At 67.4% G+C, this 25,931-nt stretch carries 22 protein-coding genes and 1 other RNA gene; 1 reads left to right on the top strand and 22 read right to left on the bottom strand.

Annotated elements, in window-relative coordinates; translation table 11 throughout:
- Nucleotides 1-28 precede the first annotated feature (28 nt).
- From DMO17_RS18085 to secA, 4 genes are all read right to left on the bottom strand, one after another.
- Nucleotides 29-970 (bottom strand): Nudix family hydrolase, encoded by a 942-nt coding sequence (locus DMO17_RS18085; RefSeq protein ID WP_110683861.1) that lies wholly within the window; start codon nt 968-970, stop codon nt 29-31.
- Nucleotides 967-1,599, bottom strand: a complete 633-nt coding sequence (locus DMO17_RS18080; RefSeq protein WP_110683860.1) for a glutathione S-transferase family protein — start codon at nt 1,597-1,599, stop codon at nt 967-969. The genes DMO17_RS18085 and DMO17_RS18080 overlap by 4 nt, the downstream gene beginning before the upstream one ends.
- Before the next feature lie 133 nt (nt 1,600-1,732).
- Nucleotides 1,733-2,965: a bifunctional glutamate N-acetyltransferase/amino-acid acetyltransferase ArgJ gene (argJ, locus tag DMO17_RS18075; RefSeq protein WP_110683859.1), complete on the bottom strand. Its 1,233-nt coding sequence runs from the start codon at nt 2,963-2,965 to the stop codon at nt 1,733-1,735.
- A gap of 99 nt (nt 2,966-3,064) precedes the next feature.
- Nucleotides 3,065-5,797, bottom strand: a complete 2,733-nt coding sequence (secA, locus tag DMO17_RS18070; RefSeq protein WP_110683858.1) for a preprotein translocase subunit SecA — start codon at nt 5,795-5,797, stop codon at nt 3,065-3,067.
- A 232-nt stretch (nt 5,798-6,029) separates the two neighbouring features.
- On the opposite strand from secA, the gene DMO17_RS18065 reads away from it, so the two are divergent.
- Nucleotides 6,030-6,482 (top strand): DUF721 domain-containing protein, encoded by a 453-nt coding sequence (locus DMO17_RS18065; protein ID WP_110683857.1) that lies wholly within the window; start codon nt 6,030-6,032, stop codon nt 6,480-6,482.
- An 83-nt stretch (nt 6,483-6,565) separates the two neighbouring features.
- Here DMO17_RS18065 and lpxC read toward each other — a convergent pair whose 3' ends face one another.
- The 18 genes from lpxC to rsmI all read right to left on the bottom strand — a co-directional run bounded on the left by lpxC (nt 6,566) and on the right by rsmI (nt 25,924).
- Nucleotides 6,566-7,477 (bottom strand): UDP-3-O-acyl-N-acetylglucosamine deacetylase, encoded by a 912-nt coding sequence (gene lpxC / locus DMO17_RS18060; protein WP_110683856.1) that lies wholly within the window; start codon nt 7,475-7,477, stop codon nt 6,566-6,568.
- 109 nt (nt 7,478-7,586) lie between these two features.
- On the bottom strand, nt 7,587-8,786 hold the full coding sequence (gene ftsZ / locus DMO17_RS18055; RefSeq protein WP_110683855.1) for a cell division protein FtsZ: 1,200 nt from the start codon (nt 8,784-8,786) through the stop codon (nt 7,587-7,589).
- 51 nt (nt 8,787-8,837) lie between these two features.
- Complete coding sequence (ftsA, locus tag DMO17_RS18050) at nt 8,838-10,082, bottom strand: cell division protein FtsA (RefSeq protein WP_110683854.1); 1,245 nt, start codon at nt 10,080-10,082, stop codon at nt 8,838-8,840.
- 15 nt (nt 10,083-10,097) lie between these two features.
- A complete protein-coding gene (locus tag DMO17_RS18045) occupies nt 10,098-10,973 on the bottom strand; it encodes a cell division protein FtsQ/DivIB (RefSeq protein WP_110683853.1) in 876 nt (291 codons plus the stop codon).
- A gap of 3 nt (nt 10,974-10,976) precedes the next feature.
- Nucleotides 10,977-11,918 carry a D-alanine--D-alanine ligase gene (locus tag DMO17_RS18040; protein WP_110683852.1) on the bottom strand — a complete coding sequence of 314 codons (942 nt, stop codon included), beginning with the start codon at nt 11,916-11,918 and terminating at the stop codon, nt 10,977-10,979.
- Nucleotides 11,915-13,321 (bottom strand): UDP-N-acetylmuramate--L-alanine ligase, encoded by a 1,407-nt coding sequence (gene murC, locus DMO17_RS18035; RefSeq protein ID WP_220034086.1) that lies wholly within the window; start codon nt 13,319-13,321, stop codon nt 11,915-11,917. The genes DMO17_RS18040 and murC overlap by 4 nt, the downstream gene beginning before the upstream one ends.
- Before the next feature lie 34 nt (nt 13,322-13,355).
- Nucleotides 13,356-14,426, bottom strand: a complete 1,071-nt coding sequence (gene murG, locus DMO17_RS18030; protein ID WP_110683850.1) for an undecaprenyldiphospho-muramoylpentapeptide beta-N-acetylglucosaminyltransferase — start codon at nt 14,424-14,426, stop codon at nt 13,356-13,358.
- Nucleotides 14,416-15,639 carry a putative lipid II flippase FtsW gene (gene ftsW, locus DMO17_RS18025; protein ID WP_181418815.1) on the bottom strand — a complete coding sequence of 408 codons (1,224 nt, stop codon included), beginning with the start codon at nt 15,637-15,639 and terminating at the stop codon, nt 14,416-14,418. Before ftsW ends, murG begins: the two co-directional genes overlap by 11 nt.
- Nucleotides 15,636-16,982: a UDP-N-acetylmuramoyl-L-alanine--D-glutamate ligase gene (murD, locus tag DMO17_RS18020; protein WP_110683849.1), complete on the bottom strand. Its 1,347-nt coding sequence runs from the start codon at nt 16,980-16,982 to the stop codon at nt 15,636-15,638. The genes ftsW and murD overlap by 4 nt, the downstream gene beginning before the upstream one ends.
- Before the next feature lie 6 nt (nt 16,983-16,988).
- A complete protein-coding gene (mraY, locus tag DMO17_RS18015; protein ID WP_110683848.1) occupies nt 16,989-18,071 on the bottom strand; it encodes a phospho-N-acetylmuramoyl-pentapeptide-transferase in 1,083 nt (360 codons plus the stop codon).
- 2 nt (nt 18,072-18,073) lie between these two features.
- Nucleotides 18,074-19,447: a UDP-N-acetylmuramoyl-tripeptide--D-alanyl-D-alanine ligase gene (locus DMO17_RS18010; protein ID WP_110683847.1), complete on the bottom strand. Its 1,374-nt coding sequence runs from the start codon at nt 19,445-19,447 to the stop codon at nt 18,074-18,076.
- The gene (gene murE, locus DMO17_RS18005; protein ID WP_110683846.1) at nt 19,440-20,903 is read right to left on the bottom strand and encodes a UDP-N-acetylmuramoyl-L-alanyl-D-glutamate--2,6-diaminopimelate ligase; all 1,464 of its coding nucleotides are present in this window, start codon (nt 20,901-20,903) and stop codon (nt 19,440-19,442) included. Before murE ends, DMO17_RS18010 begins: the two co-directional genes overlap by 8 nt.
- Entirely contained in the window at nt 20,903-22,654 is a 1,752-nt protein-coding gene (locus DMO17_RS18000; RefSeq protein WP_110683845.1) for a peptidoglycan D,D-transpeptidase FtsI family protein, read from the bottom strand. Before DMO17_RS18000 ends, murE begins: the two co-directional genes overlap by 1 nt.
- Entirely contained in the window at nt 22,651-22,944 is a 294-nt protein-coding gene (gene ftsL / locus DMO17_RS17995) for a cell division protein FtsL (protein ID WP_110683844.1), read from the bottom strand. Before ftsL ends, DMO17_RS18000 begins: the two co-directional genes overlap by 4 nt.
- Nucleotides 22,941-23,882, bottom strand: coding sequence for a 16S rRNA (cytosine(1402)-N(4))-methyltransferase RsmH (gene rsmH, locus DMO17_RS17990; protein ID WP_181418814.1), 942 nt, complete (start codon nt 23,880-23,882; stop codon nt 22,941-22,943). The genes ftsL and rsmH overlap by 4 nt, the downstream gene beginning before the upstream one ends.
- Nucleotides 23,883-23,884: 2 nt before the next feature.
- Nucleotides 23,885-24,340 carry a division/cell wall cluster transcriptional repressor MraZ gene (mraZ, locus tag DMO17_RS17985; RefSeq protein ID WP_110683842.1) on the bottom strand — a complete coding sequence of 152 codons (456 nt, stop codon included), beginning with the start codon at nt 24,338-24,340 and terminating at the stop codon, nt 23,885-23,887.
- Nucleotides 24,341-24,637: 297 nt separating this feature from the next.
- An RNA gene (rnpB, locus tag DMO17_RS17980) (RNase P RNA component class A) lies at nt 24,638-24,987 on the bottom strand.
- A 40-nt stretch (nt 24,988-25,027) separates the two neighbouring features.
- Nucleotides 25,028-25,924 carry a 16S rRNA (cytidine(1402)-2'-O)-methyltransferase gene (gene rsmI / locus DMO17_RS17975; protein ID WP_110683841.1) on the bottom strand — a complete coding sequence of 299 codons (897 nt, stop codon included), beginning with the start codon at nt 25,922-25,924 and terminating at the stop codon, nt 25,028-25,030.
- Between the last annotated feature and the right edge of the window lie 7 nt (nt 25,925-25,931).

Here is a 25,931-nt window from a genome sequence, read left to right as displayed (position 1 = left end):
TTCCACCTGTATGACGCGGTTTTCCGCCCTACACCGGCCAGAACGCGCGGATGCCCGCCACGCCCTGAGCGCCGGCGCACCAGGCGCGCTGGCGGTCCTGCGGGCCGACGCCGCCGAGCAGGTAGGCCGGGAGGTTGCTGCTGCGCAGCAGCTCGGCCGCCTTGTCCCAGCCCAGCGGCGTGGCGTCCGGATGGGTCTGGGTCGCCTGCAGCGGCGACAGGGTGACGAAATCCACGCCCATGCGCGCGGCCAGGGCCAGCTCCTCGGCATCGTGGCAGGAGGCGGCCAGCCAGCGCTGGCCGGGGAAAGGCCGGCCATTGGCCGCGTACTGGCGCAGCTGCGCGGCGGTCAGGTGCCAGCCGGCAGCGGGGAAGTCGCCCAGCCACTCCAGCGGCCCCTTGAGCATCAGCTGCGCCTTGCCGGCGCACAGGCCCTGGATGTCCACCGCCAGGTCGCGGTACTGCGGGTCGAACATGTTCGGCGCACGCAGCTGAATCAGACGGATACCGGCGGCCAGGGCCGCGCGCACGCCGCGCAGCAGCTCGGCGGGCTCCAGGCCCTCCGGGGTGATCAGGTAGCTGTCGGGCAGACGCGCCGCCGCCACTATCGGCTGGTTGGCCGCGGGAAACTCGTAGTCGAGCAGCTCGCGACAATCGACCCAGGCCAGCGGCTGGCCTTCGGCACCGTGCGGCTCGCCAGTGAAGGATGAAACCTCCCAGACATCCAGCAGCACCTGCTTGTCCGGGTAGTCGTGGTGCACCTGGATCAGCGGCCGGGCCGCCTCCACGCGGATCCCCAGTTCCTCCGCCAGCTCGCGGGCCAGGGCGCTCTCGACCGCCTCGCCCGCCTCCACCTTGCCGCCGGGGAATTCCCACAGGCCGCCCTGGTGCTTGTCCTGCGGGCGCTTGGCGATCAGCACCCGGCCGTTCGCGCCGCGGATCACCGCGGCGGCCACATGAATGCGTTTCACCCCGCGACCTCCTGCAGCGCCGCCTGGTACCAGCGCTGGAAGGCCGGCCAGCGGTAGATGGTCTCGACATAGGCGGCGGCCTCTGTCGGCAGGCTCACCCGGTAGCTGCGCAGGCGCGCCGCCACCGGTGCGTAGAAGGCGTCGGCGATACTGGCGTGGCCGAACAGGAAGGGGCCGTCCTGGCCGAAGCGCTGGCGGCAGTCGGCCCACAGGCGGCACACGCGATCGATGTCGGCCTGGACCTCGGCAGGCACCTCGGCCAGGGCCTGGTCGCGCGCCAGGTCCATGGACATGTGGCTGCGCAGGGCGACGAAGCCGCTGTGCATCTCGGCGCAGACGCTGCGCGCCACCGCGCGGGCATACTGGCCACGCGGCCACAGGTGCGCCTCGGGGCAGTACTCGGCGAGGTATTCGGCGATCGCCAGGGAATCCCAGATCGGGCCTTCCTCGGTGTACAGCACCGGCACCTTGCCGGTCGGCGAATGGGCCAGCAGGCGGGCGCGGCTGTCCGGCCGGTACAGGCGCTCGAGGATTTCCTCGTAGGGTTCGCCGGTCAGCTCCAGGACCAGGGCCGCACGCAGCGACCAGGAGGAGTAGTTCTTGTCACCGATCACCAGCTTGAGAGGCATGTCGTTCTCCTGTGGGGCTTGTGTACGGAGCGTACGCGCGCCGGGCGCATGCGGACAATTCCACCTGCGCATGGGCCCATGAATCTGCGGAATGCCGGCGAGATATGGGCCGGGGATACCCCGGCCCGGCCGCTCAGGTACGGTACTCGGCGTTGATCTTGACGTATTCGTGGGACAGGTCGGTGGTCCAGATGGTTTCGCTGCAGGAGCCACGGCCCAGCTCGATGCGGATGCCAATCTCCTCGCGGGCCATCACGGCCGCGCCCTGGGCCTCGGTGTAGCTGGCGTCACGGCCGCCCTGGCTGGCGATGCGCACCTCGCCCTGGCGTGTGTCGCCGAGGAACACGTCGATCTTGCTCACGTCCAGGTTGGGCACGCCGGCATAGCCGACGGCGGCGAGGATGCGCCCCCAGTTGGGATCGGAGGCGAACAGCGCGGTCTTGATTAGCGGCGAGTGGGCCACGGCGTAGGCCACGTCCAGGCACTCCTGGTGGTTGCCGCCGCCGTTGACCTGGACGGTGACGAACTTGGTGGCGCCCTCGCCGTCGCGGACGATGGCCTGCGCCACTTCCATGAACACCTCCAGCACCGCCTGCTTGAGCTTGGCGAACAGTTCGCCGGAGGCCTCGCTGATCTCCGGCAGGGCGGCCCGGCCGGTGGCGATCAGCATGCAGCAGTCGTTGGTCGAGGTATCGCCGTCGATGGTGATGCGGTTGAACGACTTGTTCGCCGCGTCGCGCACCAGGTCCTGCAGCACGGCGCGCGCCACCTTGGCGTCGGTGGCGATGTAGCCGAGCATGGTGGCCATGTTCGGGCGGATCATCCCGGCGCCCTTGCTGATGCCGGTGACGGTGACGGTCACGCCGTCGTGCTGGAACTGGCGGCTAGCGCCCTTGGGCAGGGTGTCGGTGGTCATGATGCCGGTGGCGGCCTCGGCCCAGTGGTCTTCGTCGAGATCGTCCAGGGCGGCCTGCAGAGCGCCCTCGATCTTGGCCACCGGCAGCGGCTCGCCGATCACCCCGGTGGAGAACGGCAGCACCGCGCTCTCGTCCACGCCGGTCAGCGCGGCCAGCGCAGCGCAGGTGCGACGGGCATTGGCCAGGCCATCCGGGCCGGTACCGGCGTTGGCGTTGCCGGTGTTGGTCAGCAGAAAGCGTACGTCGCCGGCCATGCGCTCGCGGGTGACCAGCACCGGCGCGGCACAGAAGGCGTTGGTGGTGGTCACTCCGGCCACCCGCGAGCCCTCGGCGCAGCGCATCACCACCACGTCCTTGCGCCCCGGGCGCTTGATGCCGGCGGAGGCGATACCGAGTTCGAAACCGGGAACGGGGTGCAGCTTGGGCAGGGGACCGAGACCGACGGCCATAGGAAACGCTCCTTCGTGGGCAGTGAAGCGGGAGGTGGAAAAACGCCGCGAGCGGCAGAGCCGGTCGCGGCGTTGTCTATATAGCAGGCGCGGCGCCGGTCAGCTCAGCTGGCCGTGGCAGTGCTTGTACTTCTTGCCGGAACCGCAGGGGCATGGCTCGTTGCGGCCGATCTTCGGCTCGCTGCGCACCGGGGCGGCCACCGCCAGGTCGCCTTCGGCCTCGGCGGCTTCGGCCATCGGCATGGCCGAGGCTTCGGCATGCTGGAACTGCATGCGCTCGGCCAGGGCCTCGGCCTCGCGACGCAGGCGTGCCTCTTCCTCGACCGGGTCCTCGCGGCGCACCTGGACATGCGACAGCACGCGGATGGTGTCGCGCTTGATCGAGTCGAGCAGCTCCTGGAACAGGGTGAAGGACTCGCGCTTGTATTCCTGCTTGGGGTTCTTCTGCGCATAGCCACGCAGGTGGATGCCGTGGCGCAGGTGGTCCATGGTGGCCAGGTGGTCCTTCCACAGGTCGTCCAGCACGCGCAGCAGCATCTGCTTCTCGAAGGTGCGCAGGGCCTCGGCGCCAGCCAGATCTTCCTTCTCGTGGTAGGCGGCGAGCAGCTCGGCGAGGATTCTCTCGCGCAGGGTCTCTTCGTACAGCTTGTCGTCTTCGTCCAGCCACTGCTGGATCGGCAGCTTGAGGCCGAAGTCGCTGTACAGCGCGGCTTCCAGGCCGGCGATGTCCCACTGCTCGGGCAGCGACTGCGGCGGGAGGTGCGCGTCGATGGCGGCGTTGAGCACTTCCTGGCGGAACTCGGCGATGGTTTCGCCGATGTTGTCCGCGGCCAGCAGGCTGTTGCGCATGTGGTAGATCACCTTGCGCTGCTCGTTGGCCACGTCGTCGTACTCGAGCAGCTGCTTGCGCATGTCGAAGTTGCGCCCCTCGACCTTGCGCTGGGCCTTCTCGATGGCGTTGGTCACCATGCGGTGCTCGATGGCCTCGCCGGACTGCATGCCGAGGGCCTTCATGAAGTTCTTCACCCGGTCGGAGGCGAAGATGCGCATCAGGTTGTCTTCCAGCGACAGGTAGAAGCGGCTGGAGCCCGGGTCGCCCTGGCGACCGGCGCGGCCACGCAGCTGGTTGTCGATGCGGCGCGATTCGTGGCGCTCGGAGGCGATCACGTGCAGGCCGCCGGCCTCGATCACCTGCTGGTGGCGCTTCTGCCAGTCGGCCTTGATCTGCGCGATCTGTTCTTCGCTCGGCGCTTCCAGGGCGGCCACCTCGGCCTCCCAGTTGCCGCCCAGGAGGATGTCGGTACCACGACCGGCCATGTTGGTGGCCAGGGTCACGGCGCCCGGGCGGCCGGCCTGGGCGATGATCTCGGCTTCCTTCTCGTGGTACTTGGCGTTGAGCACCTTGTGCTCGATGCCGGCCTGCTCGAGCAGCTTGGAAACGTACTCGGAGGTTTCGATCGAGGCGGTGCCGACCAGCACCGGGCGGCCCTGGGCCTGGCATTCCTTGATGTCGGTGATGATCGCCTGGTACTTCTCGTCCTGGGTCAGGTAGACCAAGTCGTTGTAGTCCTTGCGCGCCACCGCGCGGTGGGTGGGGATCACCACCACGTCGAGGCCGTAGATCTGGCGGAACTCGAAGGCCTCGGTGTCGGCGGTACCGGTCATGCCGGACAGCTTCTTGTACAGGCGGAAGTAGTTCTGGAAGGTGGTCGAGGCCAGGGTCTGGCTCTCGGCCTGGATGTTCACCCCCTCCTTGGCCTCGATGGCCTGGTGCAGACCCTCGGACAGGCGGCGGCCGGGCATGGTGCGGCCTGTGTGCTCGTCGATCAGGATCACCTGGCCGTTCTGCACGATGTACTCGACGTTGCGGTGGAACAGCTTGTGCGCACGCAGGCCGGCGTAGACGTGGGTCAGCAGGCTGAGGTTGTGCGCGGAGTAGAGGCTCTCGCCCTCGCCGAGCAGGCCGGCGGCGGTGAGCATCTCCTCGACGTACTGGTGGCCGGCCTCGTTGAGTTCGACCTGGCGGCTCTTCTCGTCGACCTTGTAGTGGCCTTCCTGGGTGACCACGCCTTCCTCTTCCTCGATGTGCTGCTTGAGGCGCGGGATCAGCTTGTTGATCTCGATGTACAGCTTGGAGCTGTCCTCGGCCTGGCCGGAGATGATCAGCGGGGTGCGCGCTTCGTCGATGAGGATGGAGTCCACCTCGTCGACCACGGCGAAGTTCAGCTCGCGCTGGAACTTGTCTTCCAGGCTGAAGGCCATGTTGTCGCGCAGGTAGTCGAAGCCGAATTCGTTGTTGGTGCCGTAGGTGATGTCGGCGGCGTAGGCGGCGCGCTTCTCCTCCGGCGGCTGGAAGGGGGTGACCACGCCGACCGACAGGCCGAGGAATTCATACAGCGGGCGCATCCAGTTAGCGTCGCGGCGAGCCAGGTAGTCGTTCACCGTGACCACGTGCACGCCCTTGCCGGCCAGGGCGTTGAGATACACCGCCAGGGTGCCCACCAGGGTCTTGCCCTCGCCGGTACGCATCTCGGCGATCTTGCCCTCGTGCAGGGTCATGCCGCCGATCAGCTGCACGTCGAAGTGGCGCATGCCCATCACCCGCTTGCCGGCCTCGCGGGCCACGGCGAAGGCTTCCGGGAGGATCTGGTCGAGGGTCTCGCCCTTGGCCAGGCGCGCCTTGAACTCTTCGGTCTTGGCCTTGAGCTGCTCGTCGGACAGGCCTAGCAGCTGTTCTTCCAGGGCATTGATCGCGGCCACTGTCTTGAGCATGCGCTTGACTTCACGCTCGTTCTTGCTTCCAAAGAGTTTCTTCAACAGTGGCGCAAACATATCGGCAGATTCTTCCACTCTGGGGGATGGAGGGCGGCGCAGAAGGCGACCCGGCAGCCGGCTCGGCTGCGTGCAAAGGGGGCATTCTACTCGGAAACGTTGGCGAGAAAAGGGCGAACTCCCACGAGCCCGCCGGATATGCCAAGCAGGCCCGCCTCGCTATATGGGGGCGAGCGCCGACAGCTGCAAGGCCCTTTGCTAACATGCGTGCATCGCCTTCCGGTAGACCGCCATGAGCTTTCGCCCCCTCCCCGCCAAGACGCCCAACGCCCTGCTGCGCGAGCACAAGCCGCTGCAGGCGCTGTTCAGCGCCGCCCAGCGCCTGGGCAGGCTGCAGGCGCTGGTGGAGGAGCAACTGGAGCCGGCGGCGCGCGAGCACTGCCAGGTGGCCAGCTGGCACGACGGCTGCCTGCTGCTGCTGACCAGCAACGGCCACTGGGCCACCCGCCTGCACTACCAGCAACGCCGCCTGCAGCGCCTGCTACAGGCCCTGCCGGAGTTCGCCGGGCTGCAGAAGATCCAGGTCAAGGTGCGCCCGCCGAGCCAGCAGGTCGCCACCGCCAAGCGCCAGGTCGAGTTGTCGCCGGCCGCCGCCGACAGCCTCAACAGCGCCGCCGAGGGCATCGACGACCCCAAGCTACGCGCCGCCCTGGAGCGCCTGGCGCGCAATGCCAAGCGCGACTGAACCCGCGCCGCGATCAGGCGGCAGCCAGAAAAAAACAGGCCACCCGAGGGTGGCCTGAATACAACAGAAGGGAGGGGTATTGCTTACACGGCCGCGACCGGGCGCATGTAGGAGATCGGCGCGGTGCTGGCGTCGTCGAAGATCACCACTTCCCAAGCATCCTTCTGCTCGATCAGGGTGCGCAGCAGACGATTGTTCAGCGCGTGGCCCGACTTGAAGCCACGGAACTCGCCGATCAGGCTGTTGCCCAGCAGGTAGAGGTCGCCAATGGCGTCGAGGATCTTGTGCTTGACGAATTCGTCCTCGTAACGCAGGCCGTCTTCGTTGAGCACGCGGAACTCGTCCACCACGATGGCGTTTTCCACGCTGCCGCCGAGTGCCAGGTTCTGCGAACGCAGGAACTCGATGTCGCGCATGAACCCGAAGGTCCGCGCGCGGCTCACTTCCTTGACGAAGGAAGTGCTAGAGAAGTCGACGCTGGCGGTCTGGGTGCGACCACGGAACACCGGGTGATCGAAATCGATCTCGAAGCTCACCTTGAAGCCGTCGAAGGGCAGGAAGGTGGCGCGCTTGTCGCCCTCCTCCACCGTCACTTCGCGCAGCACGCGGATGAACTTCTTCGGTGCTTCCTGCTCTTCCAGGCCAGCCGACTGAATCAGGAATACAAAGGGACCGGCACTGCCATCCATGATCGGGACTTCGGACGCCGACAGCTCGACGTAGGCGTTGTCGATGCCCAGGCCTGCCATGGCCGAAAGCAGGTGCTCGACGGTGTCCACCTTGACCTCACCATTGACCAGCGTGGTCGACATGGTGGTCTCACCGACATTCTCGGCGCGGGCGGGGATTTCCACGACCGGATCCAGATCGGTGCGACGGAACACGATACCGGTGTCCACCGGGGCCGGCTTGAGGGTCAGGTAAACCTTCTCCCCCGAGTGCAGGCCGACGCCGGTAGCTCGGATGATGTTCTTCAGGGTGCGTTGTCTGATCATATTGGCTGCTTGTGCGCGTGTTGCGAACTGTTTTCAACAATGGGCGGCGATGATAGCAGAACCGCCCTTTGCTGAACACCAATCACCGATATACTCCTGATAGACGACATCAATCAGCCTGACGACGCAGGAAGGCCGGGATGTCCAGATAATCCAGGTCGTCCTGAGTGTTCAGCTTGGCCGCGGCGGCACTGCCGGCGAGGCTCTGGCGCTGAACGGTCGGGCGCTCGTAGTCCTTGTAGTTGACGGCCGGTTGCTCGGCAGCGCGCGGCGCGGCACTGATCGAGGCAGCCGGAGTGGCCACGGCAGCAGCCGCGATGGTGTTGTCGACCACCTTGACCGGCTTCTCGATGCGCGCGCCCAGGCCGGTGGCGACCACGGTCACGTGCAGCTCGTCGCGCATGTCCGGATCGATCACCGCGCCGACCTTGACGGTGGCGTGCTCGGAGGCGAAGGCCTCGATGATCTCGCCCACCGCGGCGTACTCGCCGAGGGACAGATCCAGACCGGCGGTGATATTGACCAGGATGCCGCGGGCGCCCTGCAGGTTGACGTCTTCCAGCAGCGGGTTGCGGATGGCCGCCTCGGTGGCCTCGCGGGCACGGTTCGGGCCGCTGGCGCAGCCGGTACCCATCATGGCCATGCCCATTTCGCCCATCACGGTCTTCACGTCGGCGAAGTCGACGTTCATCAGGCCCGGACGCTGCATGATGTCGGAGATGCCGCGCACGGCGCCGGACAGCACGTCGTCGGCCTTGGCGAAGGCAGACAGCAGGCTGGCGTCCTTGCCGAGGATGGTCAGCAGCTTCTCGTTGGGGATGGTGATCAGCGAGTCGACGCATTCGGACAGGGCACGGATGCCCTCGTCGGCGACCTGCATGCGCTTGCGGCCTTCGAACGGGAACGGACGGGTCACCACCGCGACGGTGAGGATGCCCATCTCCTTGGCCACTTCAGCGATGATCGGCGCCGCACCGGTACCGGTGCCGCCACCCATGCCGGTGGTGATGAAGACCATGTCGGCGCCGTTCAGCACCTCGGCGATGCGCTCGCGATCCTCCATGGCGGCCTGACGGCCGATTTCCGGGTTGGTGCCGGCACCCAGGCCCTTGGTCACGCCCGGGCCGAGCTGCAGCACGGTACGCGCGCCGACGTTCTTCAACGCCTGCGCGTCGGTGTTGGCGCAGATGAACTCCACGCCTTCGATGTTGTTCTTGATCATGTGGTTGACGGCGTTACCACCACCGCCACCCACGCCGATCACCTTGATCACTGCACTTTGCGGCACGTTATCTACGAGCTCGAACATTTCCCCTCTCCTTCCTTTTTAGTTATCGCCTACAGCTACCGCGGTTTCACATCAGAAATTGCCCTGGACCCAGCGTTTCAGCCGCTCCAGCACCGGTGTTTTGGGCTCATCGCCATACTGAATTCCAGGCACGTGGTAGCCGTCGGACTGTTTCTGCAGCCCGTACATCAGCAGGCCCACGCCTGTGGAATAGATTGGATTACGCACGACGTCGGTCAGTCCCTTGACGCTGTGGGGTACGCCCAAACGCACCGGCATGTGAAAGATCTCTTCGGCCAGCTCGACGGCGCCTTCCATCTTGGCGGTGCCGCCGGTGAGGACGATCCCGGCCGGGATCATGTCCTCGTAGCCGCTGCGCCGCAGCTCGGCCTGGATGAGGGTGAAGAGCTCGTCGTAACGGGGCTCGACTACCTCGGCCAGAGCTTGACGGGACAGCTCCCGCGGTGGCCGGTCTCCCACGCTGGGGACCTTGATGGTTTCCCCTGCACCGGCCAGTTTGGCTAGGGCGCAAGCATACCGAATCTTGATTTCCTCGGCATACTGGGTCGGGGTGCGTAATGCCATTGCAATATCGTTGGTGACCTGGTCGCCGGCGATCGGGATCACCGCCGTGTGGCGGATCGCACCGTCGGCGAAGATGGCGATGTCGGTGGTACCGCCACCGATGTCGACCAGGCACACGCCCAGCTCCTTCTCGTCCTCGGTCAGCACCGAGTAGGCGGAAGCCAGCTGTTCGAGAATGATGTCGTCCACTTCCAGGCCGCAGCGGCGCACGCACTTCTCGACGTTCTGCGCGGCGTTGGTGGCGCAGGTGACCACATGCACCTTGGCCTCCAGACGCACGCCGGACATGCCCAGCGGCTCGCGCACGCCCTCCTGGTTATCGATCACGTAGTCCTGCGGCAGGGTATGTAGCACCCGCTGGTCGGCCGGGATGGCCACCGCCTGGGCGGCGTCGAGCACCCGCTCCAGGTCGGCCGGGCTCACCTCGCGGTCGCGGATGGCGACGATGCCGTGGCTGTTCAGGCTGCGGATGTGATTACCGGCGATGCCGACGAAAGCCGAGTGGATGCGGCAGCCGGCCATCAGCTGCGCCTCCTCGATGGCGCGCTGGATCGACTGCACGGTGGACTCGATGTTGACCACCACGCCCTTCTTCAGGCCGCGCGACGGACTGGTGCCGATGCCGACTATGTCCAGCTCGCCATCGGCCGTCACCTCGCCCACCAGCGCCACCACCTTGGAGGTGCCGATGTCCAGGCCGACGATCATCTTGCCGCTCTGCACGCTTGCCATGGTTCTACCTTCTCCTCAATTCTGCACGGCGGCGGCTTCTGCCGCCGTTGGCGCCACCGGCTCGCGCCAGGCCACGGCCAGGCCGTTGGCGTAGCGCAGGTCGATGCGCGCGATATTCGCGATCTGCTGCTTGAGCACCTTGTCGTGGATGCTGGCGAACCGGCGCATCTTGTCGACCAGGTGATCCCGGCCCAGGAGGATCTCCACGCCCTGGGCGGTACTGATGAACCAGCTGCCATGCTCGCGCAGCTCCAGGCTGCTGATGGTGAAGCCCAGCGGCCGCAGCAGCTGGCTGAGCACCTGGTACTGCTGCATCACCTGCTGCTGGGCGCGCTGCGGCCCGGACAGCAGCGGCAGGTGTTCGTAGTTGGCCGCCTCGCGCGGGGCGAAGGCCTGGCCCTGGTTGTTGAGCAGCGCGCCATCGCCCCAGCGGGCAACCGGCAGCTGCTCCTCGAGGGTGATCGACACCTGGTCCGGCCACACCCGGCGCACTTCGGCATGGGCGATCCAGGGCATCTGCTCCAGTTCGGCACGCATGCCAGCCAGGTCGACGGTGAAGAAGCTGGCCGAGACGAACGGCGCGATGCGCTCCTGCACCGCCTGCTGGCTGATGTAGCTCAGCTCGCCCTGGACGCTGACCCGGGCGATCGGCCGGTCGGCGTAGGGCAGCAGGCGCTGGGCGCCCTCGTAGGTGCCCAGGCCCAGGGCCACCAGCAGCAGCGGCCAGCCCAGGCGCTTGCAGGCGCCCAGCAGGCCGCCGAAATCCGGCTTGGGCAGGCGCGCGGCCAGCGGCTCCTTGGCCACCATCCGGCTGGCGCCACGCGCAGCGATGGGCTGACGCCGGCTGGCGCCCCCTATCGGCTGCGAGTGGTGACGGACGGTGGCGACCATGGCTCAGCCCCTCGCCTCGACGCTGTCGGCCAGGATCGCCAGCACCAGCTGCTGGAAATCCAGGCCGGCGGCGCGCGCGGCCATCGGTACCAGGCTGTGATCGGTCATGCCCGGCACGGTGTTCACTTCCAGCAGCCAGAACTGGCCGCTGGCGTCCTGCATCACGTCGGCGCGCGCCCAACCCTTGGTGCCCACGGCCTCGCAGGCGCGTGCGGTCAGTTCCTTCAGCTCCGCCTCTTTCTCGGCCGACAGGCCGCAGGGAATGCGGTACTGGGTGTCATTAGCCAGGTACTTGGCGTCGTAGTCGTAGAAGGTGTGCGGGGTGCCCAGGCCGATCGGCGGCAGCACCTGGCCGCGCAGCATGGCCACGGTAAATTCCGGGCCGGCGATCCACTGCTCGACCAGCACCTGCGAGTCGTACTGGCTGGCGTCCTTCCAGGCTTTGACCAGCGCGTCGACGTCGGCGACCTTGGCCATGCCGATGCTGGAGCCTTCGTGGGCCGGCTTGACGATCAGCGGGAAACCCAGCTCAGCGGCGGCCGCGCGGCAATCGGCCTCGGAGGCCAGCACCGCGTGGTTCGGCGTCGGCAGGCCCAGGCTCAGCCACACGCGCTTGGTGCGCAGCTTGTCCATGGCCAGGGCGGAAGCGAGGATGCCGCTGCCGGTGTAGGGGATGCCGGCGCACTCCAGCAGGCCCTGCATGGAGCCGTCCTCGCCGCCACGGCCGTGCAGCACGATGAAGGCGCGATCGATCTTCTCGGCGCTCAGGCGCTGCAGGAAATCGTCGCCAACGTCGATGCCGAAGGCATCCACACCGGCCGCCTGCAGGGCTGCCAGCACGGCGGCGCCGGACTTCAGCGACACCGCCCGCTCGGCGCTCTTGCCACCGAACAGCACGGCAACGCGGCCGAAGGCCTTGGGATCGAGGGTGGAATGCAGGCTCATTTCGACTCACCTTGGACAGCGAACAGCGGGTGCTTGATCAGTTGCGGGGCCACGCCGCCGATATCGCCGGCGCCCTGGCACAGCAGGATGTCGCCAGCGCGCAGCAGCGGCTTGATGATCGGCGCCAGGTCGGCGCCGCGTTCGACGTAGATCGGGTCGAGCTGGCCGCGCTGGCGGATGCTGTGGCACAGGTGACGGCTGTCGGCACCGGGAATCGGCTCCTCGCCGGCCGGGTAGACCTCCATCAGCAGCAGCACGTTGACCTCGCCCAGCACCTGGACGAAATCGTCGTACAGGTCACGGGTGCGGCTGTAGCGGTGCGGCTGGTACAGGATCACCAGGCGGCGCTCCGGCCAGCCGCCACGCACGGCCTTGATCACCGCGGCGACTTCGCGCGGGTGGTGGCCGTAGTCATCGACCAGCATCACGCTGCCGCCGTCGACCGGCAGCTCGCCATACACCTGGAAGCGCCGGCCGACGCCCTGGAAGCCCGACAGGCCCTGGATGATGGCGGCATCCTCGATGCCCTCGTCGGTGGCGATGGCGATGGTCGCCAGCGCGTTCAATACGTTGTGGTTGCCCGGCATGTTCACCGACACGTCCAGCGGCTCGCGGCCGGGGCGCAGGGCGGTGAAGAAGGTACGCATGCCTTCCTGGCGCACGTTGATGGCGCGCACGTCGGCGTCCTCGGCGAAGCCGTAGGTCACGGTCGGGCGGGCCACCTGCGGCAGCAGCTCGCGCACCACCGGGTCGTCCACGCAGAGCACGGCCAGGCCGTAGAACGGCAGGTTGTGGAGGAACTCGACGAAGGTCTTCTTCAGGACATTGAAATCGCCGCCGTAGGTGCTCATGTGGTCGGCGTCGATATTGGTGACCACCGAGACCATCGGCTGCAGGTGCAGGAAGCTGGCGTCGCTCTCGTCCGCCTCGGCGATCAGGTAGCGGCTGCTGCCGAGCTGGGCATTGGTGCCGGCGGCGTTCAGGCGACCACCGATGACGAAGGTCGGGTCCAGGCCGCCGGCGGCGAATACCGAGGCCAGCAGGCTGGTGGTGGTGGTCTTGCCGTGGGTGCCGGCCACGGCCACGCCGTGGCGGTAGCGCATCAGCTCGGCGAGCATCTCGGCACGCGGCACCACCGGAATACGGCGCTCCAGGGCGGTGGCGACTTCCGGGTTGGCAGTGTTGATGGCGCTGGACACCACCAGCACATCGGCCTGCTCGGCGTTCTCCGCGCGGTGGCCGATGTACACGGTGGCGCCGAAGCTTTCCAGGCGCTCGGTCACGGCCGAAGCCTTGAGGTCGGAGCCGGACACTTCGTAGCCCAGGTTCAGCAGCACCTCGGCGATGCCGCACATGCCGGCGCCGCCGATGCCGACGAAGTGGATGCGGCGGATGCGGCGCATGCGGCGGATTTCCGAACGGGCAGCGGCGGGAGACTTAGCCACGGGCCACCTCCAGGCAGATATCGACCACCGTACGGGTGGCATCCGGTTTGGCCAGGCTACGCGCGGTGCGGCCCATGGCCTCGAGTTTTTCAGGGTGCATCAGAACCTCGGTCAACTGCGCGGCGAGCTGGTCCGCGTCAGTGGCATGTTGCGGCAGAAGGATGGCGGCGCCCTCCTTCGCCAGATAATCGGCATTGCGGGTCTGGTGATCGTCGATTGCGTGCGGCAGCGGCACCAGGAAGGACGGCAGGCCGGCGGCGGCCAGCTCGCTGACGGTCAGCGCGCCGGCACGGCAGATCACCAGATCGGCCCAGGCGTAGGCGCGGGCCATGTCCTTGATGAAGGGCGCAACCTCGGCTTCGACCGCGGCTTCGCGATAACGCTCCGCGGTGATCTGGTCGTGCTGCTTGCCGGCCTGATGAAACACCTGCGGGCGCAGCTCGGCCGGCAGCTTGGCCAGGGCGGCAGGCAGCAGCTTGTTCAGCGGCTCGGCGCCCAGGCTGCCGCCCAGCACCAGCAGGCGCGGCTTGCGGCCGGCCAGGGCGTCGCGCGGGGTCTCGAGGAACAGTTCCTCGCGCACCGGGTTGCCGGTGGTACGCAGCTTGTCGGACTTGCCGAAGGTATTCGGGAAGGCCTCGCAGACGCGCTTGGCGAAGGGCGCCAGGCTGCGGTTGGCGGTGCCGGCCACGGCGTTCTGCTCATGGATCACCAGCGGCGCGCCATTCAGCCGCGCGGCCAGGCCGCCCGGACCGGTGACATAGCCGCCCATGCCCAGCACGCAGACCGGCTGCAACTCGCGCACCACCTTGCGCGCCTGCAGCAGGGCACGCACCAGCTGGAAGGGCGCCCTGAGCAGCGACAGCTTGCCCTTGCCGCGCAGGCCGGAGACCTGAATCAGGTGCAGCGGCAACCCGGCGGCCGGCACCAGCTCGTTCTCGATGCCGCGCGGGGTGCCCAGCCAGTGCACGGCGTAGCCGCGCGCCTTGAACTCGCGGGCACAGGCCAGGGCCGGGAACACGTGGCCACCGGTGCCGCCGGCCATGATCAGGACGTTACCGCGCATGCTTGACCTCCTCGGCGTCGAAGAAGTCCGACCCGCTGAATTCGATTTCCTCGGTGCCCAGCGCGGTGCGGCGCTCCCACTCGATGCGCAGGAGCATGGCCAGGCTGACGCAGCAGACGATCAGCGAGCTGCCGCCGTAGCTGAGGAACGGCAGGGTCAGGCCCTTGGTCGGCAGCAGGCCGACGTTCACGCCGATGTTGATAAGCACCTGACCGATCCACTGGATGGCGATGCCGTAGGCCACGTAGGCGGCGAACAACTGCTTGGCCTTCTCGGCCCACAGGCCGATGTACAGGGCGCGCACGGCGACGAAGACGAACAGCGCGACGGTGATCAGCGCGCCGATCATGCCCAGCTCTTCGGCCAGCACGGCGAAGACGAAGTCGGTGTGCGCCTCGGGCAGGTAGAACTGTTTCTGGATGCTGTTGCCCAGGCCGACGCCGAACCACTCGCCGCGGCCGAAGGCGATCAGCGCCTGGCTCAGCTGGTAGCCGGCGCCGTACTGGTCGGCCCAGGGGTCGACGAAGTTGGTCAGGCGCTCCAGGCGGTAGGCCTGGCTGGTCATCACCAGCGCGCCAAGCACCAGCACGCAGGCGGCCAGCGGAATGAAGCGCAACAGGTTGATGCCGCCGAGGAACAGCATGGCGATGCAGGAGCCGACCAGCACCACGGTGGCGCCGAAGTCCGGCTCGGCCAGCAGCAGCACGGCCATCGGGCCGAGCACCAGCATCGGCTTGAGGAAGCCGGAGAGCTTCTCGCGCACCTCTTCCTGGCGGCGCACCAGGTAGCCGGCGAGGAACACCACGGTGAACAGCTTGGCCAGCTCGGACGGCTGCAGGTTGAACAGGCCGAAGCCGATCCAGCGCTTGGCGCCGTTGACCTCGCGGCCGATGCCGGGGATCAGCACCAGCACCAGCAGGGCGAAGGCGATCAGCAGCAGGCTGGCGCCGTAGCGCTGCCAGAAGGTCATGGGAATCAGCAGGGTGACCAGCGCGGCGGAGATGCCCAGCCCCAGGTAAATCAGGTGGCGGATCATGTGGTACAGCGGGTTGCCCGACAGCGCCGCGGCGACTTCCGAGCTGGCCGAGGTGATCATCACCAGGCCCAGGCCGAGCAGGGCCAGGCAACCGGCCAGCAGCGGGAAGTCGATGTCGACGCCGCGGCGGGTGCGCAGCGGCGACGGAGCGGCGAACAGGCGGGCCAGCAGGCTCATTGCAGGGCCTCCGCCGCCTGGGCGAACAGGCGCCCGCGTTCTTCGAAGTTCTTGAACATGTCCAGGCTGGCGCAGGCCGGCGACAGCAGCACGGCATCGCCGCTCTGGGCCAGCTCGGCACAGCGCTGCACGGCCTCGTCCAGGGTCTTCACCCGCAGCAGCGGCGCGGCGTCACTCAGGGCGGCGGCGAGCAGCTCGGCATCGCGACCGAGCAGCACCACGGCGCGGCAGAAGCGGGCCACCGGGGCCTTGAGGGCGGAGAAGTCGGCGCCCTTGCCGTCGCCACCGGCGATCAGCACCAGCTTGCCGGCGATATCGGCACCCAGGCCCTCGATGGCGGCCAGGGCGGCACCAACGTTGGTGGCCTTGGAATCGTCGTAGTAGCCCACGCCGCGCAGCTCGCGCACCCACTGGCAGCGATGCGGCAGGCCGGCGAAGCGGCGCAGGGTGTCGAGCATAGCGGCGAACGGCAGGCCGACGGCATGCCCCAGGGCCAGGGCCGCCAGGGCGTTGGACTGGTTGTGCGCGCCGCGGATCTTCAGCTCGGCGGTGGGCATCAGGGTCTCGAATTGGAAGGCCAGCTGCTTCTCGCCGCCCTCCTCGACCAGACCGAATGCCTTGAAGTCCGGCTTGCCCAGACCGAAGGTCCAGCAAGGCACCTGGTCGGCGATCAGCGGGCGCGACAGGGCGTCGTCGCGATTGACCACCACCTGGCGGGCTCCGCGGAAGATGCGGTGCTTGGCCAGGTGGTACTGGGCCATGCCGCCGTAGCGGTCCATATGGTCTTCGGACAGGTTCAGGCAGGTGGCCACTTCGGCATTGAGGCGCTCGGTGGTCTCCAGCTGGAAGCTGGACAGCTCCAGCACGTACAGCTCGACCTCGTCGCTGAGCAGGTCCAGCGCCGGGGTACCGATATTGCCGCCGACGGCGACCTTCCTGCCGGCCGCCGCCGCCATCTCGCCGACCAGGGTGGTAACGGTGCTCTTGGCGTTGGAACCGGTAATGGCGACGATCGGCGCCTTGGCATAACGGGTAAACAGGTCGATATCGCCGGACATCTTCACCCCGCGGGCGGCCGCCTCGCGCAGCGCCGGGGTGGCCAGGGCCAGGCCGGGGCTCACGTAGAGCTCCGAGGCGCGGCAGAGGAAGTCGACATCCAGCTCTCCGCAGCGTACTTCCACTTCGGGATAGTCGCGCTGCAGGGTCGCCAGCTCCGGCGGGTTCGCACGGGTGTCGGCCACGGCGAAGCGCACGCCCTGCTGCGCGAGGAAGCGCACCAGGGACATGCCGCTCTTGCCGAGGCCGACAACGATGCGGAACTGGTCGGAAGCGATCAGCGACACTCTCTGTTACCTCAGCTTCAGGGTGGCCAGGCCGACCAGCACCAGGATCACGGTGATGATCCAGAAGCGCACGATCACGCGCGGCTCCGGCCAGCCTTTGAGTTCGAAGTGGTGGTGGATCGGCGCCATGCGGAACACGCGCTTGCCGGTCAGCTTGAAGCTGGCGACCTGAATCATCACCGACAGGGTTTCCATGACGAACACGCCGCCCATGATGAACAGCACGATTTCCTGGCGGACGATCACGGCGATGGTGCCCAGCGCGGCGCCCAGCGCCAGCGCACCGACGTCGCCCATGAAGACCTGGGCCGGGTAGGTGTTGAACCAGAGGAAGCCGAGGCCGGCGCCGACCAGCGCGGCGCAGAACACGATCAGCTCACCGGCGCCCGGCACGTAGGGAATCAGCAGGTACTCGGCGAATTTGATGTTGCCCGACAGGTAGCAGAAGATCGCCAGCGCGCCGGCCACCATCACGGTTGGCAGGATGGCCAGGCCGTCGAGGCCGTCGGTCAGGTTCACCGCGTTGCTGGTCCCGACGATGACGAAGTAGGTCAGCACCACGAAACCGACGCCCAGCGGAATCGCCACGTCCTTCAGCACCGGCACGATCAGGGTGGTTTCCACCGGGCTCTGCGCGGTCATGTAGAGGAAGACGGCGGCGGCCAGGCCGAACACCGACTGCCAGAAATACTTCCAGCGGCTCGGCAGGCCGCGCGAATTCTTCTCGATCACCTTGCGGTAGTCGTCGACCCAGCCGATGGCGCCGAACAGCAGGGTCACGGCCAGCACGGTCCACACGTAGCGGTTGCTCAGGTCGGCCCAGAGCAGGGTGCTGACGGCGATGGCGGTGAGAATCAGCGCGCCACCCATGGTCGGCGTGCCCTTCTTCGACAGGTGCGACTGCGGGCCGTCGTTGCGCACGGCCTGGCCGATCTGACGGATCTGCAGGGTACGGATCATCCACGGACCGAGCCACAGCGACAGGGCCAGGGCGGTAAGCACGCCGAGGATGCCGCGCAGGGTCAGGTACTGGAAGACCCCGAAGCCGGTGTGGAACTTTTGCAGGTACTCCGCCAGCAGCAGCAGCATGATTAGTGAGCCTCCCCCGATGCCCGATCCAGCAACGCATCGACGACCTTGTCCATCGCTGCGCTGCGCGAGCCTTTAATTAGAATGGTGGTGTCGCCCGATTCGGCGCGAAGCGCGTCGATCAGGCTGGCTTGATCGGCGAAATGACGGCCACTGGCACCGAAAGCCGCAACGGCATGCGCCATCAGCGGGCCCACGGCATAGAGCGCATCGACCTTGCCGGCGGCATGGGCGCCGACGTCGCGATGGCCCTGCTCGGCCCATTCGCCCAACTCGCCCATGTCTCCCAGCACCAGGACGGTGCGACCGGAGAAGGCGGCGAGTATATCCACTGCCGCGCACATGGACAGCGGGTTGGCGTTGTAGCTGTCGTCGATAACCCGCACGCCGTTCGTCGCCAGCGCCGCTACGGCGCGGCCTTTGACCGGCTGCAGGCTTTCCAGCCCAGCCTTGATCCCGACCAGCGGCACGCCGAGGGCATGCGCGGCGGCGGCGGCAGCCAGGGCATTGGCCACGCTGTGCTCGCCGAGCAGGTTGAGCTGGATGCGTGCCTGTCCGGCCACGCCCGCCAGGGCGAAGCCCACGCAGCCACGGGCATCGCGCCAGAGTTCTGCGGCATGTACATCGGCCGTCTGATCCAGCAGAGCGAAGCTCAGCACCCGGCGGCTGCCGTTGCGCGCCTGCCAGGTGGCGAAGGCCTTGTCGTCGCGGTTGAGCACGGCAATGCCCTGCTCACCCAGGCCTTCGAGGATCTCGCCCTTGGCCTGGACGATCTTCTCCGGCCCGCCGAACTCGCCGACATGGGCCAGCCCGGCATTGGTGATGATGGCCACGTCCGGGCGGGTCAGGCCGACCGTGTAGGCGATCTCGCCGACATGGTTGGCGCCCAGTTCGATCACCGCGCCGACATGCTCGGACGCCAGTTCCAGCAGGGTCAGCGGCGCACCGAGGTCGTTGTTCAGGTTGCCGCGGGTGGCCAGCACCGGACCGTTCAGGCCGGCGCGCAGGATGCTGGCGAGCATCTCCTTGACCGTGGTCTTGCCGCTGGAGCCGGTGACGGCGGCCAGCGGCTTGGCGAAGGCGGCGCGATTCAGCGCACCGAGCTGGCCCAGGGCGATGCGGGTATCGCCGACCACCAGCTGCGGCAGCGGCGCATTGGCCACTTCGCGCTGCACCAGGGCGGCGACGGCGCCCTTGGCGGCGACATCGACCAGGTAGTTGTGACCATCGAAATTCGGCCCGACCAGGGCGATGAACAGCTGGCCGGCCTCGATCTTGCGGCTGTCGGTGGACACGGCGTTAAACGCCACATCGGCGCCCACCACACGGGCGCTCAGGGCCTGGGCCACTTCGCTCAGCAGCAGCGGCTTAAGCATGGGCGACCTCCCAGGCCTGCAGGGCCTTGGCGGTCTCAATCAGGTCGGAGAAGGCATGGCGCACGCCGGCGATCTCCTGGTAATCCTCATGCCCCTTGCCGGCCAGCAGCACCACATCGCCGACCCGGGCAGCAGCGATCAGACGGGCAATCGCCTCGCCCCGGCCATGGACGAACTCGACGACTTCGGGCTTGGTGAAGCCGGCACTGATATCGGCCAGGATCTGCGCCGGGTCTTCCGTACGCGGGTTGTCATCGGTGACCAGCACGGCATCGGCCAGGCGCTCGGCCACGGCGGCCATCAGCGGGCGCTTGCCACGGTCGCGATCGCCGCCACAGCCGAACAGGCACAGCAGGCGACCGGTGACATGCGGGCGCAGGGCCTCCAGCACCTTTTCCAGAGCATCAGGGGTGTGCGCATAGTCGACCACCACCAGCGGCTGGTTCTGGCCACCGAAGCGCTGCATGCGCCCGACTGGCCCCTGCAGCTGCGGCAGCACGCGCAGAATCTCGTCCAGCGGGTAATCCAGGCCGAGCAGTGCGCCGACCACGGCCAGCAGGTTGCTCAGGTTGAAACGGCCGAGCAGCGGGCTGCGCAGGTGACCCTCGCCCTGCGGGGTGACCAGACGCGCACGAACGCCGTGGTCGTCGAAGCTGGCCTCGCGGCAGTACAGGTAGGCGTCGGCGTCGCTCAGGCTGTAGCCGATCAGGCGCGACTCGCGCTCTTCGCTGGCCAGCTGGCGCCCGAAATCGTCGTCCAGGTTGATCACCCGGCACTTCAGGTCTGGCCAGGCGAACAGCTTGGCCTTGGCGGCGCCGTAGGCTTCCATGCTGCCGTGGTAGTCCAGGTGGTCGCGCGACAGGTTGGTGTACACCGCCACGTCGAAGTCCAGCGCGGCCACGCGCCCCTGGTCCAGGCCATGGGAGGACACTTCCATGGCCACGGCGCGGGCGCCGGCCTGCTTGAGGTCGGCCAGGGTGGCCTGCACGGCGACCGGGTCCGGAGTGGTGTGGCGGCCGCTCTGCAGGGCGTCGTAGAAGCCGGTGCCGAGGGTGCCGACGATGCCGCAGCGCTCGCCGAGAAGGTCCAGGGCCTGGGCCAGCAGCTGGCTGACGCTGGTCTTGCCGTTGGTGCCGGTGACGCCGATCAGACGCAGGCCGCGGCTCGGCTCGCCGTAGAAGCGCCCGGCAATGGCCGACAGCTGGCCGGCCAGGCCCCTGATCGCCACCAGCTCGGCGCTGTGCGCGGTCATGGCGGCGGCGCCCTCGGCTTCATAGGCCACGGCGGCGGCGCCGCGGGCGATGGCATCGGCGATATGAGTACGGCCGTCCTGGGCCAGGCCCGGCACGGCAAGGAACAGATCGCCCGGGCGCACCTTGCGGCTGTCCAGGGTCAACTCGCGGATCAGCGTGGCGCTCTGCGCCTGCGGCAACAATTGGTTGAGGGGCATGGGCATCAGATTCGCCCTCCTGGATTCGCGGCCGCAGCGGCGGTCTGCGGCTGTGCCGTGGCCGGATCGACCGGCGGCGGCAGATTGTCTGGGGTGATGTTCATCAGGCGCAGGGAACCGGCCATCACCTTGCTGAACACCGGTGCCGAGACCAGACCGCCGTAGTAGCCGCCTTTGCTAGGTTCGTCGATCACTACCATCATGGCGATACGCGGGTTGGTGCTCGGCGCGAAGCCGGCGAACATCGAGCGATAGGCGTTTTCGGTATAACCCTTGCTGCCAACGCTGGCCTTGCGCGCCGTGCCGCTCTTGCCGGACACGTGGTAACCCGGCACCTGGGCGCGAAACACGCCACGCGGCGCCTCGACCACCTGCTGCAGCATGACCTGCAGGCTCTTGGCCACCTCTGGCGGAACAACCTGGGCCCCCACCGGCTGGCGGTCGACACGGGTCATGGACAGCGGCAGCACCTGGCCGTTGTTGGCCAGGGTGGCGTAGGCATGGGCCAGCTGGATGGCGGTCACCGAAACGCCGTAGCCATAGGACAGGGTGGCCGTCTCGGCCTTGCGCCACTCGCGGTGGTTCGGCAGCTCGCCGACGCGCTCACCGGGGAAGCCCAGCCCGGTGTCCTGGCCGAAGCCGACCTTGGCCATCATGTCGTGAATGGTCTCGCCACCGATATCGAAGGCGATCTTGCTCATACCGACGTTGGACGAGTTGATCAGGATACCGGTCAGGTCGAGGATCGGGCCCTGGGTCTTGGACACGTCCTTGATGGTGTAGCGACCGATCTGCAGCGAACCCGGCCAGACCTCGACCTTGTCCTCCGGCTTCCAGCGCCCGGTCTGCAGGGCTGCCGCCATGGAGATCGGCTTGACGGTGGAGCCCGGCTCGAACACGTCGATCATGGCGCGGTTGCGCATCGCAGCCGGCTGCAGGTTGCGGCGGTTGTTCGGGTTGTAGGAGGGCTGGTTGACCATGGCGAGAACCTCGCCGGTCTTGACATCGATCATCACCAGGCTGCCGGCCTTGGCGCCCTGCTCGATCAGCGCGTTGCGCAGCTCGCGGTGAGCCAGGTACTGCAGGCGCAGGTCGATGGACAGGGCCAGGGCCTTGCCGGCCTTGGCATTCTGCGCCACCTGCACGTCCTTGATCAGGCGGCCACGGCGATCCTTGAGCACCTGACGCTTGCCCGGGATACCAGCAAGCCATTCCTCGAAGGCCAGCTCTACGCCCTCGCGACCGCGGTCGTCGATGTCGGTGAAGCCGACCACATGAGCAGTGACTTCTCCGGCCGGGTAGAAGCGGCGAAACTCCTCCAGGCCGTATACGCCCGGCACCTTGAGGTCGAGGATGCGCTGGCCCTGCTCGGGCGTCAGGCCACGCACCAGGTACATGAACTCGCGCTCGCGGGCCTGGCTCAGGCGCTGGGCGAAGGACTTCGGTTCCTGGCCCAGGGCGGCCGCCAGCTCGCCCCACTGCGCCTGGGCCTTGTACAGCTCCTTGCCGTTGGCCCACAGGGTGGTCACCGGGGTACTGACGGCCAGTGGCTCGCCATTGCGGTCGGTGATCAGGCCGCGGTGCGCCGGGATCGGGATGTGCCGCACGCTGCGCGCATCGCCATGGGCCTGGAGGAAATCGTGGTCGAAGACATGCAGGTCGACGATGCGCCAGGCGATGGCTCCGACCATCAGCGCCAGCAGGGCCAGCACCAGGCGGAAGCGCCAGGGGTAGAGTGCGCCTTCGAGACCGATCATGGTGCCACCATCTGCACTTCGGTCGGTTCGGGAATGCGCATCTTCAACTGACCGGCGGCCAGGGCCTCGATGCGGTTGTGCGCGGTCCAGGTGCTCTGCTCCAGCACCAGGCGTCCCCACTCAGCCTGCACCTTGTCGCGCACGCTGAGCTCGGCGTAGAGGGCATTGAGCAGCTGGCGATTCCAGTGCGCGCTGTAGGCCACGGCGATGGCCGACAGCAGCACGGCGCCGAACAGCACGGCCAGCAGCAAGCTGCCGGGCGGCAGGGGCTTGGCGTACAGGCGGCTCATCGCAGCTTCTCCGCCACGCGCATCACCGCGCTGCGCGAGCGCGGGTTGGCCTTGACCTCGGCCTCACCGGCGTAAATCGGCTTGCCCAGCAACTTGAGGCGCGGCTCGAACGCCTTGGGAATGATCGGCAGGTCGCGCGGCAGCTTGTCCGCCTCGCCCTTGGCCTGGCGCTTCATGAACTGTTTGACGATGCGATCTTCCAGCGAATGGAAGCTGATCACCACCAGCCGGCCGCCGACCGCCAGGCCCTCCAGCGCGGCATCCAGGCCACGTTCGAGATCGCCCAGCTCGTTGTTGACGTGGATACGCAGCCCCTGGAAGGCGCGGGTCGCCGGATTCTTGCCTTTTTCCCAGGCCGGGTTGGCGTCGGTCAGCACCTGGGCCAGATCGGCGGTGCGCTCGAACGGCTTCACCGTGCGGCGCTGTACCACGGCACGCGCCATGCGCTTGGCGAAGCGCTCCTCGCCATACTCCTTGAATACCCGGGCGATCTCGTCCTCGTCCGCCGTGGCGATGAACTGGGCGGCGCTGACACCGACCTCCGGGTTCATGCGCATGTCCAGCGGGCCGTCGTTGAGGAAGCTGAAGCCGCGCTCGGCATCGTCCAGCTGCGGCGAGGACACGCCGAGGTCGAGCAGCAGGCCGTCGACCTTACCGACCAGGCCGCGCGCGGCAAGCTCCTCGCCCAGCTCGGCGAAGCTGCGCTGTACAACGACGAAGCGGCCGTCTTCGGCCGCCAGTGCATTTCCGCTTGCGATCGCCAGTGGGTCCTTGTCGAACCCGAGCAGACGCCCCTCTGGCCCGAGCCTTTCAAGGATCAGCCGGCTGTGCCCGCCCCTCCCGAAGGTACCGTCCAGGTAGCAGCCATCAGCGCGCACGGCGAGGGCCTCGACGGCCTCGTCGAGTAGCACGGTGATGTGGCGGAAGCTGCTGGTCATGGTCACAGGATCAGGTCGCGCAGGTCGTCCGGCAGGGCGCCGGGTTGTTTGATGGCAGCCAGGTCGGCATCGGCCAACGCGTTCCAGGCGTCCTCGTTCCACAGTTGGAATTTGTTCAGCTGGCCTACCAGCATCGCGTGCTTGTCCAGGCCGGCATGGGCGCGCAGACGCGGCGGCACCAGGAAGCGGCCGCTGCCATCCAGCTCGATGTCCACGGCGTTGCCGATCAGCAGGCGCTGCAGGCGGCGGGTCTCTTCGCGCAGGGACGGCAGGTCGCGCAGCTTGGCCTCGATCAGCTCCCACTCGGGCAGGGGATAGACGCACAGGCAGGGGTCGACGGCATCGATGGTGACGATGAGCTGGCCGCCACAACGCGAAACGAGCTCGTCACGATACCGGCTCGGCATCGCGAGTCGCCCTTTGGCGTCGAGACTGATGGCGTTAGCTCCACGAAACAAGGCTGCGCTTCCCCACTGTAATTAGCTTTCCATGCCCTTATGACCCACTTTTTTCCACTTTGTGCCACTTCGGCACACTATAGGAATGCGCAGACCCTAGCGTCAAGGCGCGCCAACTCGGAAAAATCCTTATGGGACGGCGATTTAGCGAACTAAGGGGGGCTTTTTTAGATGCAAAACGAGGGGATTCGAGAGGCGAATTTCAGCGAGCTCAAGAAGCTAAACTTCGAACTTAAAGTAATTTCTCAAGAGTAAGATTTTTTCGGTATTGCGAGATGAAGCGGATAGAAGAGAAAGGAGGAGAGTCGATCTGTAAGCCGGGTTCTGTCGAGGACAGTCATTCCTCTACGACGCACATCGCTGTACGCCTCTAGCAACCTACCCGGTTCCAGCGCGGGCCACGCCAATGGAACCCTATTTGGTCTTGCTCCGAGTGGGGTTTGCCTAGCCACGGACTGTTACCAGCCGTGCGGTGCGCTCTTACCGCACCTTTTCACCCTTACCGGCGCTTACGCGCTTAGGCGGTTATTTTCTGTGGCACTTTCCGTAGGCTCGCGCCTCCCAGGCGTTACCTGGCACTCCGCCCTATGGAGCCCGGACTTTCCTCCCCCTTCAATGAAGAAGGCAGCGACTGTCCGATCGACTCTCCGCTGCCAAGGGTAACCAGCCCGGCGAGCCAGGACAAGCTCAAGCGTCCTTTTGCCGATCGAGGGCGGCCTGGTACAGCAGGTTCTTGCGCACCCCGGTGATCTCCGCCGCCAGTGCCGCCGCGCGCTTGAGCGGCAACTCGGCGAGCAGCAGGTCGAGCACGCGCAGCGCCTCGCCACTCACCGCCTCGTCACCTTCCGGCGCCTGCCAGCCGGCGACCAGGATCACGCATTCGCCGCGCTGCTGGTTGCTGTCGGCCGCCACCCAGTCATGCAACTCCCCGAGCGGCAGGCCCTTGAGAGTCTCGAAGGTCTTGGTCAGCTCACGCCCCAGCACCGCCAGCCGATCCGCGCCGAAGATGTCGCGCATGTCGGCCAGCGACTCGAGCAGGCGGTGCGGCGCCTCGTAATAAATGAGGGTACGCGCGTCTTCTCGCACCTGCTCCAGGCGGGCCCGACGCCCGGCGGTCTTGGCCGGCAGGAAGCCTTCGAAGGCGAAGCGATCCGACGGCAGGCCGGCCGCCGACAACGCCGCGATCAGGGCACAGGCACCGGGCACCGGCACCACACGGATGCCGGCGGCACGTGCAGCACGCACCAGGTGGAAGCCGGGATCGGAAATCAGCGGCGTGCCGGCATCGGAGATCAGCGCCACGTCCTCGCCGGCCTGCAGGCGCGCGAGAAAGCGCCCACCCTGATCGCGCTCGTTATGCTCGTGACAGGCCGCCAGCGGTGTGGCGATACCGAAGTGCTGCAGCAGGCGCACGGAATGCCGGGTGTCCTCCGCGGCGATCAGCGCCACCTCGCCGAGGATACGCAGCGCCCGCGCGCTGATGTCGTCCAGATTGCCGATCGGCGTGGCAACCACGTACAGAGTGCCGGAGGCAGGAACAGGGGAAGCACTCACGGGCGCACCTCGATTGCGGAAAGCGCGCATTGTAGCC

The organism is Aquipseudomonas alcaligenes (assembly GCF_003205495.1).
GTDB lineage: Bacteria > Pseudomonadota > Gammaproteobacteria > Pseudomonadales > Pseudomonadaceae > Aquipseudomonas > Aquipseudomonas alcaligenes_B.
The sequence above is the reverse complement of the archived record's forward strand: the minus strand, read 5'-3'. Positions and strand labels throughout refer to the sequence as shown.

Bases quoted from the DNA above. Each gene is read 5' to 3' on its own strand.
- DMO17_RS18080 (WP_110683860.1), bottom strand. From the start codon at position 1,599: ATGCCTCTCAAGCTGGTGATCGGTGACAAGAACTACTCCTCCTGGTCG.
- argJ (WP_110683859.1), bottom strand. From the start codon at position 2,965: ATGGCCGTCGGTCTCGGTCCCCTGCCCAAGCTGCACCCCGTTCCCGGT.
- secA (WP_110683858.1), bottom strand. From the start codon at position 5,797: ATGTTTGCGCCACTGTTGAAGAAACTCTTTGGAAGCAAGAACGAGCGT.
- DMO17_RS18065 (WP_110683857.1), top strand. From the start codon at position 6,030: ATGAGCTTTCGCCCCCTCCCCGCCAAGACGCCCAACGCCCTGCTGCGC.
- lpxC (WP_110683856.1), bottom strand. From the start codon at position 7,477: ATGATCAGACAACGCACCCTGAAGAACATCATCCGAGCTACCGGCGTC.
- ftsZ (WP_110683855.1), bottom strand. From the start codon at position 8,786: ATGTTCGAGCTCGTAGATAACGTGCCGCAAAGTGCAGTGATCAAGGTG.
- ftsA (WP_110683854.1), bottom strand. From the start codon at position 10,082: ATGGCAAGCGTGCAGAGCGGCAAGATGATCGTCGGCCTGGACATCGGC.
- DMO17_RS18045 (WP_110683853.1), bottom strand. From the start codon at position 10,973: ATGGTCGCCACCGTCCGTCACCACTCGCAGCCGATAGGGGGCGCCAGC.
- DMO17_RS18040 (WP_110683852.1), bottom strand. From the start codon at position 11,918: ATGAGCCTGCATTCCACCCTCGATCCCAAGGCCTTCGGCCGCGTTGCC.
- murC (WP_220034086.1), bottom strand. From the start codon at position 13,321: ATGCGCCGCATCCGCCGCATCCACTTCGTCGGCATCGGCGGCGCCGGC.
- murG (WP_110683850.1), bottom strand. From the start codon at position 14,426: ATGCGCGGTAACGTCCTGATCATGGCCGGCGGCACCGGTGGCCACGTG.
- ftsW (WP_181418815.1), bottom strand. From the start codon at position 15,639: ATGAGCCTGCTGGCCCGCCTGTTCGCCGCTCCGTCGCCGCTGCGCACC.
- mraY (WP_110683848.1), bottom strand. From the start codon at position 18,071: ATGCTGCTGCTGCTGGCGGAGTACCTGCAAAAGTTCCACACCGGCTTC.
- DMO17_RS18010 (WP_110683847.1), bottom strand. From the start codon at position 19,447: ATGCTTAAGCCGCTGCTGCTGAGCGAAGTGGCCCAGGCCCTGAGCGCC.
- murE (WP_110683846.1), bottom strand. From the start codon at position 20,903: ATGCCCATGCCCCTCAACCAATTGTTGCCGCAGGCGCAGAGCGCCACG.
- DMO17_RS18000 (WP_110683845.1), bottom strand. From the start codon at position 22,654: ATGATCGGTCTCGAAGGCGCACTCTACCCCTGGCGCTTCCGCCTGGTG.
- ftsL (WP_110683844.1), bottom strand. From the start codon at position 22,944: ATGAGCCGCCTGTACGCCAAGCCCCTGCCGCCCGGCAGCTTGCTGCTG.
- rsmH (WP_181418814.1), bottom strand. From the start codon at position 23,882: ATGACCAGCAGCTTCCGCCACATCACCGTGCTACTCGACGAGGCCGTC.
- rsmI (WP_110683841.1), bottom strand. From the start codon at position 25,924: ATGCGCGCTTTCCGCAATCGAGGTGCGCCCGTGAGTGCTTCCCCTGTT.